11 protein-coding genes are annotated in these 13,857 nt (G+C 61.0%); all 11 read left to right on the forward strand.

Going from position 1 to position 13,857, the window contains the following annotated elements; all coding sequences use genetic code 11:
- Window positions 1-132 precede the first annotated feature (132 nt).
- On the forward strand, window positions 133-1,395 hold the full coding sequence (locus AC3IRM_RS02335; protein ID WP_489204682.1) for a hypothetical protein: 1,263 nt from the start codon (window positions 133-135) through the stop codon (window positions 1,393-1,395).
- Between the two features lie 195 nt (window positions 1,396-1,590).
- Entirely contained in the window at window positions 1,591-1,836 is a 246-nt protein-coding gene (locus AC3IRM_RS02340) for a DUF4258 domain-containing protein (protein ID WP_489204683.1), read from the forward strand.
- Window positions 1,837-1,838: 2 nt separating this feature from the next.
- On the forward strand, window positions 1,839-3,722 hold the full coding sequence (locus AC3IRM_RS02345) for an N-6 DNA methylase (RefSeq protein WP_489204684.1): 1,884 nt from the start codon (window positions 1,839-1,841) through the stop codon (window positions 3,720-3,722).
- An 8-nt stretch (window positions 3,723-3,730) separates the two neighbouring features.
- Window positions 3,731-5,911 (forward strand): N-6 DNA methylase, encoded by a 2,181-nt coding sequence (locus tag AC3IRM_RS02350; protein ID WP_489204685.1) that lies wholly within the window; start codon window positions 3,731-3,733, stop codon window positions 5,909-5,911.
- A 188-nt stretch (window positions 5,912-6,099) separates the two neighbouring features.
- Window positions 6,100-7,152: a restriction endonuclease subunit S gene (locus tag AC3IRM_RS02355; RefSeq protein WP_489204686.1), complete on the forward strand. Its 1,053-nt coding sequence runs from the start codon at window positions 6,100-6,102 to the stop codon at window positions 7,150-7,152.
- Between the two features lie 72 nt (window positions 7,153-7,224).
- Window positions 7,225-7,560, forward strand: coding sequence for a type II toxin-antitoxin system prevent-host-death family antitoxin (locus AC3IRM_RS02360; RefSeq protein WP_489204687.1), 336 nt, complete (start codon window positions 7,225-7,227; stop codon window positions 7,558-7,560).
- Between the two features lie 3 nt (window positions 7,561-7,563).
- Window positions 7,564-7,920: a hypothetical protein gene (locus AC3IRM_RS02365; RefSeq protein ID WP_489204688.1), complete on the forward strand. Its 357-nt coding sequence runs from the start codon at window positions 7,564-7,566 to the stop codon at window positions 7,918-7,920.
- A 37-nt stretch (window positions 7,921-7,957) separates the two neighbouring features.
- Entirely contained in the window at window positions 7,958-11,254 is a 3,297-nt protein-coding gene (locus tag AC3IRM_RS02370; RefSeq protein ID WP_489204689.1) for a type I restriction endonuclease subunit R, read from the forward strand.
- Between the two features lie 474 nt (window positions 11,255-11,728).
- A complete protein-coding gene (locus tag AC3IRM_RS02375; protein ID WP_489204690.1) occupies window positions 11,729-12,037 on the forward strand; it encodes a helix-turn-helix transcriptional regulator in 309 nt (102 codons plus the stop codon).
- A gap of 2 nt (window positions 12,038-12,039) precedes the next feature.
- A complete protein-coding gene (locus AC3IRM_RS02380) occupies window positions 12,040-12,378 on the forward strand; it encodes a hypothetical protein (RefSeq protein WP_489204691.1) in 339 nt (112 codons plus the stop codon).
- Complete coding sequence (locus tag AC3IRM_RS02385; RefSeq protein WP_489204692.1) at window positions 12,378-13,838, forward strand: YfjI family protein; 1,461 nt, start codon at window positions 12,378-12,380, stop codon at window positions 13,836-13,838. The genes AC3IRM_RS02380 and AC3IRM_RS02385 overlap by 1 nt, the downstream gene beginning before the upstream one ends.
- The last annotated feature ends 19 nt before the right edge of the window (window positions 13,839-13,857 follow it).

The following is a 13,857-nucleotide window of genomic DNA, read 5'->3' on the forward strand; positions in this document are numbered from 1 at the left end:
CTCCCGATCCAGCCATTCGAGCGCCTGTTGGAGGGATTCAACCTGTGGATTACCCGTTTGGGCGGGTTTAGATCTGTTTGCGTCCATGGCTTGCCGCGAAATTTTGCTTTCCCTCCGATCAAGGAAAGCATCATGGACACCATCCCAGAGCAGTTCACGCTGCGCAATCCATCAGGCGATCTACTGGCTCGACGCGGTGGTTTTCGCGTCCCATTTGGTCTGAAAGAGGGCCGAGTCTGGGCACCGAACGAGGTGCCCAGGGGCAAGGCCTGCGGCTGCATCTGCCCGGGGTGTCATGCCCCCTTGTCCGCCAAGGCTCAGGAGAGCCGGCGCAAGCGTCCACACTTCGCTCACCTGACAGACACTGGCTGCCACACCGGTCGCGAGACTGGCATCCACCAGCGGGCCAAGCAGCTGATTGCCGACCATCAGCGGCTGACGACGCCGGCCTGGGTCGGTGATCTGTTCGACATGCCCAACCCGCCGCATACGCGTGACGACGATGGGCGGCTCCACTCAGGACGCCGGGTCGACCATCCGGCCCACAGCACGCAGCTGCGCGATGTCGAGATCGAGCGATCGTTTGGAAGCTACAAGCCCGACGTCGTTGCCCTGGATGAGGTTGGCGAGCTCCTGATTGAAATCCGTGTGACCCATGCCGTTGGCGACGTCAAGGCGGCGCGGGTCCAGGCGCACGGTCGGAGGATGATCGAGATAGACCTTTCCCAGCTGCACCGGGACATTCCCCACGACCCGACGGCCTTCCAGCATGCGGTGCTGGATGACGCTGCCAATCGCCGCTGGATCTCGTGCCCCGCGGCGGTTGTGGAGTGGCAGGCCTCCAAGCAGGAGCTGGACGAGCAGGTTGCGGCGAGGAACGGTGAGATCGCCCAACTACGGGACGACATGATCAAGGCTGCCCAGGCCCGCCAGGAGCGCGAGGTCCGCTCCGCCTGCCTGCGCGCCCATGTAGATGCCTGGATCTTCGGGGTTGATCCGGCTCTGTGGCAGCTTCTGGCCCATGCTCATTTCGTGGCACAGCGGGCTCCCGGTGATCGCTTCAACCAGAAGGATGTTGCCGCCTGGGTGCGCAGGAGCTTCTATCCGGAGCGGGCGCTGTACAGGCTATTCGTCACCCAGTACGCCAACCGAGCCGAGGCCCAACGCGCGGGATTTCCCAAGAGGCAGCTGGCCTACTGGGTGTTCACCGACGAGGAAAATGATCGGATTCCGAACTTCTACTCCGCCGTCAACGACTTCATTGACCGACTGGAGAGCGCCCGGGTCATCCGGAAACTGCCCGCCCCCATTGGGGAATGCGAGGTCCTGCCGCTGCCGCCGTCGGGCTTCACGCCTGCGGCGGCAGTGGGAATGGGGCCGTTTCCGCGCGTTTAGAGGTGAAAGCAGACGCCTCTGCTTCTCGTTTCTCTTTTTTTTCAATGGGATAGAGTGCTGTGGTCAGGCCAGCCTAGCGACAAAACTGAACAAAAAGTAAACTTAGGTAACAACATTAGACAATTACTGCATATCAGCAATTGAACTACGTCCTTCTTCGGTGCAACCTACGCTCAAAAGAGGAGGGCACTGCAAATGCATAAGACGAAGCACTTTCGGCAGCGGATGGGCCAGCGGGGCATCAGCCAGGCGATGATCGATCTGGTTTTGGGGTACGGCGACAACGAGGGCAGCAAGGTGGTCCTGAGCCGCAAGAAGTCGGAGCAGCTTCGCGAAGCGCTTCGCACCCTGATGAAGATCGTGGACAAGGGCGGCTTGGTGGTCGTTGCCGAGGGCGATGCCCAGATCACCACGTACAACTATGCGGGCAGGAGCCAGTGACCATGTCCAAAGACAATTCCGGACAGGTCCTGTTCCAGGTGATGGAGCACTTCCGCAGCACCTCTCTCAGCGTCGACGAGTCCAAGTTGCTGGCGTTCCAGTTGCTCACGTGGGCGCATCTGTCGGCAAAGGGCAGGCTTGAGTCCAGTGTCACGCTTGATACCGCCTTGGCTCAGGGAGGCGTCGAGGGTCTGTTGAGCGCTCTGAAGAAACTGTTCTGGCAACCCGGCGCGCTGGGAATGGCGTTTTTCAATGTCAGTCGCTACGTCGAGCAGGCAAATGATGCGGTCTTCGCTGCGCTGAGAACGGTGAAGTATCTGGTGGACGGCGGTGTATTCGAGAGGTTCTCGCCGGTCGATGTCGCCGGTGACCTGGTCGGTGGCACTTTCGGGGGCTTCGAGGTGCCCGTCGAACTGGCGCGTCTGATGAAAGATGTAGCGGTCGGCGAGACTACGCGTGCGGCCTACTTGCCTTGGGAGACTAGCGGCCAGCTTGTCGGGGTGCTGATGGATCAGCCTGACCTGCGCGTCCATGCTGAAGCACATCTCGGATCGCAAGTTGCGGCATTGCTGGCCGTGTTTCGTGCAGCGCCTACAGGCGTTGCGCCAAACGATCCGCTGCGTGCGCCTGCAGCAGTTCATGGCGGACACCTGGAAAGATTTGACGCAACTCTTTCGATTCCACCGATGGGCATGGCCGGCGGCGTCGATGACGTGGTGATGCAGGACATCTACAGCCGCTTTCCTGTGGTCAAGGCCAGCGTGACAGGTCTGATGGTGCAGCACATTGCAGCGCAGACACGTGGCATTGCCGCAATCGTTGTACCTAATGGCTTTCTCTTCAGCTCGGGCAAGGATCGGGACGTTCGCGAATACCTGTTGAAGCAAGGCTGGGTCGAGGCGGTCATTGCGCTGCCCAATGGCATCTTCCAGCCCAGCGGGCTGGGAACATCCATGCTGGTGTTGAACACGCAGGCGCGCCACCGGCGCGTCGGATTCGTCGATGCATCGTTGCCGCACTTCCGTGCGTCGATGGGCAAGGGGCGGGTTGCGCTCCAGAATACCGGCCTAATTCTGGACTTCTGCAGGCAGTTGCGCGTCGAATCTGACATCCAAGCGGCTGCTGGACGTCAAGAAGAGGACTCGTATACGCAAGTCGTCAGCCTGGACGCCATTTTCGACAACGATGCCACGCTGGATGTCGGTCGCTACGTCATTCCAGACGAGCAGCGTGAAGCGCAAGCGCGGATGGAAACCCTGCCCACCGAAACACTGGAAGATGTGGTTCGCATCCTCATTCCAATACCCAACAGGGACCGCGGAGTGGATGCGTCAGAAGGAGTCGATGTTCTCGAGGTCGGGGCTGTCGATCTGCCCAGCGCCGGCTACATCCGGACCCCCGACAAGAGTGTCAGAGTGCAACTGGCCGCCAAGCGTTCCGGCGATGTAATGGATATCTTCCTGCGGCCGCATGATCTGCTGTTGGTCGTGAAAGGCACCGTGGGCAAGATTGGCATCGTGCCAGACAACGTGCCGCCACCCGGGGAAGGTGGCTGGATTGCCGGACAGTCGTTCGTGGTCCTGCGGGGGTCAAAGCCGGGTGTGGACCTCCGTGGCCTGGGCTTGTGGTTGCGGTCGAAGATGGGCCAGCAGGTGCTGGACGGCATCAAGACCGGTGCGACCATCCCGATGATGTCCATCAGCACGCTGCGCAAGCTCAAGGTCTTTGCGCTCAACGCGCCATTGACTGAGGCCGCAGTCGAAATCCTCGAACAAGAGAAAGAGCTGCAATGGCAGATCGAGAGTTTGCACGATGAGCAAGCCGGGATTGCAGAGGACTTCTGGAAAGAACTTTTTGCCGAAGCGCAATCGGCGGACAAGGAATGAACTACCCCATGAACATCCAGCAACTCGAAAGCGACCTGTGGCAATCGGCAGACGACCTGCGCGCCAACTCCAAGCTCACCGCCAGCGAGTACTCGATGCCGGTCCTGGGGCTGATCTTCCTGCGCCACGCCAGCAACCGCTTCAACGCCTACCTGCCCGAGATCACCGCCGGAATCGGCCCGAAGGTTCCCGCGTCGCGGCGGGAGGCCCTCATCAAGCTCGGATTCCAGGGCAAGGCCGCGATCTACCTGCCGGAAGCGGCGCGCTTCGAGCACATTGCCGCCCTGCCGGCCGGCCCCGGCGTGGGAGAAGCCATCGATGCGGCCATGGACAGCATCGAAGCCGAGCATGAAGTCCTGCGAGGTGCGTTGCCGCGCGGCTTCCCCGCGTTCGAACCGGAACTGCTGGCGCGGCTCATCAAGGTCTTCGACGGGGAGGCGATCCGCAACGCCACCGGCGACGTGTTCGGGCGCATCTACGAGTACTTCCTCAACAAGTTCGCCATGACCGGCGCCCAGGAGGGCGGTGAGTTCTTCACCCCACCATCCCTGGTGCGGATGATTGTCAACATCATCGAACCCGACCACGGCCTCGTGCTCGACCCGGCCTGCGGATCGGCGGGCATGTTCGTGCAGTCCGGCCATTTCATCGAAAGCCACGGGCAGGATCCGCTGGACTCCGGCGTGGTGTTCCACGGGCAGGAAAAGAGCGACACCAACACCAAGCTGGCGCGCATGAACCTGGCGGTGCACGGCCTGGATGCCAGCAACATCCGCCAGGGCAATACCTTCTACGACCAGATTGAACCGCTGATTGGCGAGTGCGACTTCGTCATGGCCAATCCACCGTTCAACGTGGATGGCGTGGAGACCAAGAAGGTCGAACGCCAGGTCGCACCCGATGGCCGCCTGCCGTTCGGCTTGCCAGGCCTGAACTCCAAGACTGGTGCGATCTCCAATGCCAACAGCCTGTGGATCCAGTACTTCCATTCCTACCTGAACCCGACCGGCCGCGCCGGGTTCGTGATGGCGTCCAGCGCATCGGACGCCGGCAACAAGGACAAGGAGATCCGCGAGAAGCTGGTCAGGACCGGCGACGTGGACGTGATGGTCGCCATCGGCAACAAGTTCTTCTACACCCGCAGCCTGCCATGCACGCTGTGGTTCTTCGACAAGGGCAAGCCGGAGCCGCGCAGGGACACGGTGCTGATGCTGGATGCACGCAACGTCTATACGGTCGTCTCCGCGCGTTCGCATGTCTTTACCGAGGAACAGCTCGCCAACCTCAACGCGGTGGTGTGGCTGTATCGGGGGGAGGGCGACAGGTTTGCAGCGCTGGTGGCCAGCCATCAGCAGCATGCGGTCGGCTGGTTGACGCGACTGCCTCAGCGGCTGGCCGACGACACGGCGGCCATCGAGGCGCTGGCCCGGCATCTGACCGTGTTCGGCAAAGGGGCGACGCTGGCCGAGCTCAATGATGGTGTGGACGACGAGGCCCGGCTCGATGAAGCGACGCTGGCGGCCTTCAAGGCAGGGCTTGACGCGGCTCGAGAGGACGGCAAGGACACCGGGCAAGCTGTCGCAGACCTTGAGGCGGCGGTGACGCTCGCACGCAAGGTCGTTGCGAAGGCTCGGCCGGACAAGCTTGCCAGCGTGAAGGTCGCGCAAGCCGCGCTGGAAGACCTTGCGCCGCAACTGAAGGCCATGGCCCGGCAGCTTGAGGCCCGGCACAAGCAATGGCTGAAGCTGCTGGACAAGGCCGAGAAGGAGCTGCGCGGGCGCAAGAGCGAGGCCTTCGATGCCAAGGCCATTCGAGAAGCTAGGCGCGCCTTGCTGGCCGCCGACCGGAATCGGAACGAAGAGGCCACGGTTCGCGACTTGGCGTTGGAGGCGCTCAAGCAATCCGGCTACTTCATCGCCCAGGGGCACTGGTTGCTTTCGAGATTTCCCGACGGCGTCTTCGTGGATGTGCCGGGCCTCTGCGCGGCCGTCACCCGTGAGCGCATCGGGCAGAACGACTGGTCGCTCACGCCGGGGCGCTATGTCGGTGTAGCGGTGGTCGCCGAGGATGACGAAGAAGGGTTCGCCGAGCGCATGCAGGCAATCCATGACGAGCTGGCGGAGTTGAACGAGAAGGCATCCGAGCTTGCGCTGACCATCAGCGAGAATTTCGAGGAGCTGTTCGCGTGAGTGGCAGTGTACGAACGATTCGAGACATTGCTATTGGCGTTTACGACGGCCCACATGCAACGCCAGAGCTTCATCAAGACGGTGCAGCGGTTTTCCTTGGAATTCCTAACATTTCGGCAGATGGCAGAATTGACCTAGCCACTGCTCGGTGGGTTGCCGATCGCGATCTTCCGAGATGGAATCGTCGCGTGACGCCGCAGGCTAATGACATCGTTTTTACCTATGAAGCAACTTTGAACAGGTACGCCATCATTCCCGATGGCATGAGCTTCACCTTGGGTCGTAGAACCGCATTGATACGCCCGGATCCAGAAAAAATCGACTATCGCTATCTGTTCTACTACTTCTTCGCGCCGAGATGGCGGGCGCAGATTGAAGCAAAAACGATGACGGGCGCGACGGTTGATCGGATTCCGTTGACGAATTTCCCGGGATTCGAGATTTTTGTCCCGTCGTTGGGAGAGCAGCGAAGAATCGCTGCAGTGCTGTCCGCCTACGACGATCTCATCGGCACTAATCGGCGCCGCATCGCTCTTCTGGAGGACGCCGCCCGCCGCCTGTATCGAGAGTGGTTCGTGCACCTGCGTTTTTCCGGCCATGAGGCCGCCACTGTGGTAGGTGGTGTGCCGGATGGGTGGGCAAGAACTGTTTTCTCCGAAGTTGTACACATAAATCCGAGAACACCGTTCGAGAAGGGCATCGAACGCCCATTCGTCGAGATGGCCGCATTGTCCGAAAGGTCAATGGTGGTTGGAGAGCGCTCGTCGCGAGTCATCAGTGGCGGGGCGAAGTTCAGGAACGGTGACACGTTGCTGGCGCGTATCACCCCTTGCATCGAGAATGGAAAGACCGGGTTCGTCCAGTTTCTGGATAGTGATGATGCGGTCGCCAGTGGATCGACCGAGTTCATAGTTCTCCGCAGTGCCAAGGTCAATCCATGGTGGGTCTACTGCATGGCACGCGAAGATAGCTTTCGCGAGCACGCGATTCGTAGCATGTCGGGTTCCGACGGCCGTCAGCGGGTGAACACGAAAGCGCTCTCACAGTTCGAGGTGCTGTTACCACCACAGAGTTTGCTGGCCCAGTTCGCGGAGATGGTGGGCGGTTCGTTCACTCAGATCGAGCAGCTGGCTAGTCAGAACAGCGTGCTGGTCAAAGCCCGTGATGCCCTGCTCCCCAAGCTGATGAGCGGACAACTGGACGTCTCCGGCGTCCCCCTGCCGCAGCCTGAAGCGGCTTAGCCAGGCGGATAGGTTTTCGAGACATCAACGAATGCATTACTGTTTACGTGCACGAACGCCCGGAGTCTCGCCATGCCCATCACCTCGCAGGACATCGTGCCCTTCAACAAGGCCCGCGCCGACCTGACCGGGCTGGCCGATGAAGTCCGCGCCGGCCACAAAAAGATCATCACTCGCAACGGCGAGAGCTATGTGGCGCTGGTGGACGCCCGCAAGCTGGACAACTACCACCGGCTGGAGCGCGAAACGCTGGCACGGGCCAACTCCCAACTTGGCCTGCTGAACGACGTGGCCGCCGGTTTGCAGGCCATTCGCGCGGGCAAGCCCGGCATCCCGGTGGAGGAGGCCAGGGTGCGGTCGCAGACCCGGCTGGACGCGGCCAGGGCCGCACGCAAGACGGACGTCTGACGCATGCAGGTCGTCCTGGGTGCAGTCTACGAGCGCCGACTGGACGAGGCTGTGGCGTACCTGATCGGCGTTTGCGCGGATGCCGCGGCGCAGGAGCTGCTGGACGACGCCTATGACGCCTTGCCCAAGGGCTTGGCTCACGCGCCCCGCATCGGGCGCGAATTCATCGCGCACAACCCTGAAGCGCCCGAAGTGCTCGCTGCTTGGACAGCCGTGCGCGACCTACTGGGCGATGACATCGAGCTGCGCGAGTACATTCTGGAAAAATACCTGGCGCTATATGCCATCCATCAGGACTGCATCCATCTGCTGACGCTGCGCCATCACCGCCAGTGCGGCTTCGACTTCAGCGAAGCGTAAGGCGATGAACGCACGGGGGGATTACAGCGAAGACGGGATGATCCAGAAGAATGCCGCCGCAATTCTGGGTGAGCTTGGCTGGTCGTCGATCCACGCCCAGACCGAGACCGAGGACAGGCCGCATCTCACCGGCCGTAGCAACTTCACCGAGACGGTGCTTAAGCCCGACCTGCGCGCCGCGCTGGAGCGGCTCAATCCCGGTCTGCCCGAAGAGGCCTACCAGCAGGCCATCGACCAGGCGACCGCCCACGATCATGCCAAGACCCTGGTCGCCATCAACCAAGACAAGTACGAGCTGTTGCGCAACGGTGCGCTGGTTCGGTTCAAGGACGGCGCCGGGCGAAGCGTGGAACGCCGCCTGCGCGTGGTGGATTTCAGCGAGCCCGACAACAACAGCTTCAAGGCCGTGCGCGAACTGTGGGTGCGCGGGAGGAACTACTTGCGCCGCGCCGACCTGGTGGGCTTCGTCAACGGCCTTCCGCTGGTGTTCGTCGAACTCAAGCGCTTCGACGTGGACCACAACGAGGCCTACAAGAAGAACTACCGCGACTATCGCGGCACCGATGAATCTGGCAAGCAGGCCGCCATCGAGGGCAGCGTCGAGCAGTTGTTCCATTGGAACCAGTTCGTGGTGTTCTCCAATGGTCACATCGCCAGGTACGCCAGCATCACGGCCACGCCCGAGCACCACTACCAGTGGAAGCGTCTGGACGAGGACGATCCGGAGCCGGGAAAGAGCACTATGCAGCTTCCGCTGCTGCTGCGCGGAATGATGGACAGGGCGCGGCTGCTGGACATCGTCGAGAACTTCATCCTGTTCGACACCAGCGAAGGCGGCGCCGCCAAGATCGTGGCCCGCAATCACCAGTATCTGGGGGTGAATCGCGTCATTGCGCGCCTGCAGTCGGACGATGACAAGGTGAAAGCGGAGCTGGCGAAAGGTCAGCTCGGCGTGTTCTGGCATACCCAGGGTTCGGGCAAGTCGTACTCCATCGTATTCCTGAGCGAGAAGATCCGGCGCAGGGTGTCGGCGGGCTACACATTTGTTGTCGTCACTGATCGCAGCGAGCTGGATGACCAGATCGCCGGCACCTACACCCATTGCGGGCGCGCAAATGCCAAAGATGACCAAGCCCAGAGCGGGGCGAGCCTGCGCGCCATGCTTCGCGACAGCAACCGCAGCCATGTGTTCACCCTGATCCAGAAGTACCGCGAGCGCGTGACGGAGCCTTATTCGGAGCGCGACGACATCATCGTGATCAGCGACGAGGCGCATCGCAGCCAGTACGGACGCCTGGCCCTGAACATGCGCAAGGGATTGCCCAATGCCAAGTTCATCGGCTTCACAGGCACCCCGCTGATCGAAGCGGCGGAGAGACAACTGACCCGCGAAGTGTTTGGCGGCTACGTCTCTGTCTACGACTTCCAGCGTGCGGTCGCTGATGGCGCGACCCTGCCGCTGAAGTACGAGAACCACGGTGAGAAGCTGAAGATCGTTGATGACGATCTGAACGAGAAGATCACCCGCTACATCGAGGAAGCCAGACTCGACTCCACGGCGGAAGACCCGTGGACGGACGAGAAGGAAGACAAGCTCTACCGGAAGCTGGCCAGGGAGTACACCATCTTTACCTCGCCCACGCGCCTGGACGCGGTGGCCGAGGATTTCGTCAAGCACTACTCGCAGCGCCGCAATGCCGTTTCCGGTGGCAACAGCAAGGCGCTGATGGTCTGCATCGACAAGATCACCTGCGTGAAGATGTACGACCTGATCGCAGACAAGTGGAAGGCGTTGGGCGACAAGCTGGAAGCGGAGCTGCTCGCCGATGAGGCGACCTTCAATGCCAAGTATCCGCAGCGTCCCCTGCCCAGGATCCTGCAGCAAAAGCGCGAACGCCTAGAGTGGATGCGCGAAACCGAGTTCTGCGTGGTGGTGTCCAGCGAGCAGGGCGAGGTGGAAGAGTTCAGGAAGTGGACCAACCATCGGGGTGAGCCGCTCGACATTGCGCCGCATCGGGCCAAGATGACCTCGCGCAACCTGGAGCAGGAGTTCAAGAAGGCCGAGAACCCGTTCCGGGTCGCCATCGTCTGCGCGATGTGGCTGACCGGCTTCGACGTGAAGTCGCTGGCCACCCTTTACCTGGACAAGCCGATGCAGGGCCACACCCTGATGCAGGCGATTGCCCGGGTGAACCGCGTTGGCGGGGGCAAGGCCAACGGCCTGATCATCGACTACAACGGCATGATCAAGAGCCTGCGGAAGGCGTTGGCGACGTTCGCCCAGGGCGACCGCGACGGCAAGCTGGAAGTTGGCGAAGGCGAGGACCCCGGCTATCTGGAAGACGACGCCGAAGGGATTGCCGAGTATGCCGCGAGCATCGAGCATGCGGCCGAGTTCCTGGCGGACCTTGGCTTCGAGCTGCAGGACCTAATCGTCGCCCAGGGCATGGACAAGGGCGAGAAGATCTTGGAGGCCTGCGATCTGCTGGCGGCCAGCAATGAGCGGCGCAAGACCTTTATGGTGATCGTGGAGGACGTTGCGGCAAAGTATCGCGGCCTGTTCCCGAATCCCGGCCTGTTCGCCTATGACGAGCAAGAGAGCGCCCTCAACGCCATCTACAACAAGCTGCAGGCGGCGCGCACGTCGCCGGATATCACCAAGCTGCTGCAAGGCTTCTATGACGTAGTCGACCTGGGCATTGGTCTTGAGCAGGGGGCCAGCAAGGCGCCCGCGCAGTTCGACCTGAGCACCATCGACTTCGACCGGTTACGGGCGGAATTCCAGAACATCAAGCAGAAGAACTTGGTCGCGCTGAACCTCATGGAGAAGATCGAGGAGCGACTGAAGGCCATGCTGGCGGAGAACCCGACACGGGTGGATCTGTACGAGAAGTTCCAGCGCATAGTTGCCGAGTACAACACTGACAAGGACGAGGCCGAGATCCAGAGGGTGATGGCGGAACTGTTCGCTCACCATGACGAGTTGGATGACGAGGCCAGGCGCTTCCAGCGCGAAGGCCTGGGGACCGAGCAGCAACTCGCCGTGTTCGACCTGTTACGGAAGAAGTCACTCAGCCGGAAGGATCGCGAGGCCGTTAAGAGGGCGGCCGTCGAGCTGCTAGCCAAGCTGGAGGAGCGCAATCTGCTGATGGGCCACCTGCGCGACATGGCAGCGAAGCAGGCGCAGTTGCGTCACGAGATCGAGAACCATCTGTGGGACAGCGGAATCGCCGACATGGGCTATTCCGAAGACGAGGTGGTGAGCAAGCGCGACGCCGTGTTCGCCTATCTGTTTGCCGGTGCTGCCAGCGGCAGTGCGCGGATGCTTCACTGACAGCAAGTCGAGTGGCTCTCGCATTTGACCGTGTAGCCGAATCGCCCGGCTTCTGAAGCAGACCGTTCGCACCCGACTGACGACGCCAATTTTCTAGACCGGTTGACGGCGAAGACGGCCAAGCTGCCGCCACGGGTGACGAAGCGTATCGCCCCGGACCTCTGCTGATTGGTAGCGATGGGGGTTGGGGTGGGGCCAACCACGACTGCGTCACGGCCGGAGAACGGATCGCGTGGGCAGTGACAGAACGGGAAGCAATGGCTCCCCGTTCGCGTATGTGCTTGATTCCGCGGCCGATCGTTCCGTGACCAGCGTTGATTGGTAGCGGGAAAGAGGCGTTTGCAGAAACCTTGATTTTTTCTCCATCGGTTTCCGTTTCGCCATGGGCTTCAATGCTCCGCAGCTGGATCCCATCCAGCCAGGAACTCCGGCCGGATTCCTTCCTATCACGACCCAAATCAAAAGGAATCCAACATGGAACACCACACGAACCGTCCGTCGTCGAACGCGGACTGTAATCAGCCTACCCATGAAGCCACGCGTGCGGATGGGGTCACCACCGGCTGGCCGGATGGCCCGATCCTGCGCCTCAAGGACCTTCTCAAGATGCTCTCCGTCAGCAAGAGCAAGGCGTACGAGCTGATGAAGACCGATCCGGAATTCCCGAAGGGCGTCCCGCTCTACGAGAGTGACCGGTCTCCCAAGTTTTATTGGTCCCACGAAGCGATCGCGTGGATCGAAGGCCGCGCCTCCAAGTTCCGCACCCAGCAGGAGGGCAACTGATCATGAGCATCATCACTGAAACCTGGCCAGGTGCGAGCAACCCGCTGCAGGAACTTGAACTGGCCTTGCAGCAGGAGCTGACTGGCGGCAAGAGCAAGCTCGAGATCGACTTCAAGGAGGCCTATCCGCTGTTCGAAAGGCACCTTGCACAACGGATGCGCAAGCGCAAGCTGATGGACCAGTTCAATGCTGCCTACAAGCATGATCTGAATCTCGCCCAGTTCCGCAAGTTTCTGAACGCGGAACGTGAGCGCCGCGAGACGTCGGGCGATGTGTTGGCATGTGCGGCCTGCGGGCAGCCAACGATCGCTGCCTGTACGGACATCATGGAGGGTGAGTGATGTCCGGAATGTTTACCAGGCTGCCACCGAAGTATCCGCTGGATGAGTTTCTCGTGGTTGTGCGTGATGCCGGGCACGAGCTTGTCCGTAACGTACAGGCACCGGATGCGCTGATCGGCATGGCGCTTGTCAATGCGATCTCGATGTCCTGTCAAGGACTGATTGATGTGAGGCTGCCGACCGGGCACGTGCGCCCCGTTACACAGAACTTGCTGCTTGTGGCTGAATCGGGGGAACGCAAGTCGACGGTGGCGTCGCTTTTGCTCGCTCCGTTTCGCGAAGCGGACAGGCAAGCAGCGGCAAGCCATAAGCTGAATACGGATCAGTACCGGGCTGAACTGGGATCGTGGGAGGCGAAGTCGAAAGGGATGCGTCGCGCGATTAGCACAGCGGCGAGCAAGTGCAAGCCGACTGCTGAACTCGAGGCCCTGCTGCTTGAGCACAATCGACTGAAGCCTGGCGAGCCCCGTCTTCGCTATTTTCTGCGCGAAGACATTACCGCCAAAGCTGTCATGGAGGCCTTGCAGGGTGACGGCGAATCGATCGCGATCACGACCGACGAAGGCCACATGCTCTTCAAGAGTGAAGCCATGGGCAACTTGGGACTGCTCAATCGCCTGTGGGACTCGCCCGAAGTGCTGCCGCGGGATCGTGCAGAGCACGAGTATCTGTTGGCAATGAATCCTCGCGTCTCGATGAGCATCATGACGCAGCACGCGCCGCTTAAAGCCTTCTTGGAGAAGCGCGGATCGATCGCCAGGGGCAGCGGACATTGGGCGCGGTACTTGGTCGGCTGGCCGCGTTCGACGATGGGTTATCGCGAGGTCTTCGCGAGTGAGCCGGTGTGGGAACACCTGTCGATCTTTCATGCGCGCGTCCGAATTCTGCTGGCGGAGTACTGCGCCATGATTGAATCGGGCAAGGTCGAACGCAAAATCATCGGGTTTACATTCGATGCCAAAGCGCGCTGGATTGAATTGGCAGGACAAACAGAGTGGATGTTGCGAGAGGGTGAGTACCTCAGCGACATCAATGACTTCGCCTCTAAGGTGATGGAGATCCTCGCCCGGCTCGCGGCAGCCATGCACTACTTCAGTGGCGAACTTGGGGATATTACGCTCGACACACTGGAACGTGCATTTGCCATCGTTCGTTGGCATGCCGAAGAGTATAAATACATCTTCTCACCGCAGTTCGTAGCACCCCAGCAAATGGTGGATGCGCAGGCGATAGCATCCTACCTCAGCGCCCGCATCTGGCAGGGGCCTGCGTCCGACACGTACGTTCCGAAGAACCATGTATTGCGCAATGGTCCGGTACGCAACGGCACCCGGTTGAACGCCGCTCTAGACCTGCTGCAGGCTAAGGAGGCATTGCGGGTGACGACAGGCTATCTGGACAAGAGGGCCTATCTGCAGTTGAACAACGCCTTTTTTAATGAGGTCCCCATGGCCTTGTAGGAGTTGCCAAGCGGAGCGG

It is taken from the genome of Luteimonas sp. KH_071 (assembly GCF_057838005.1).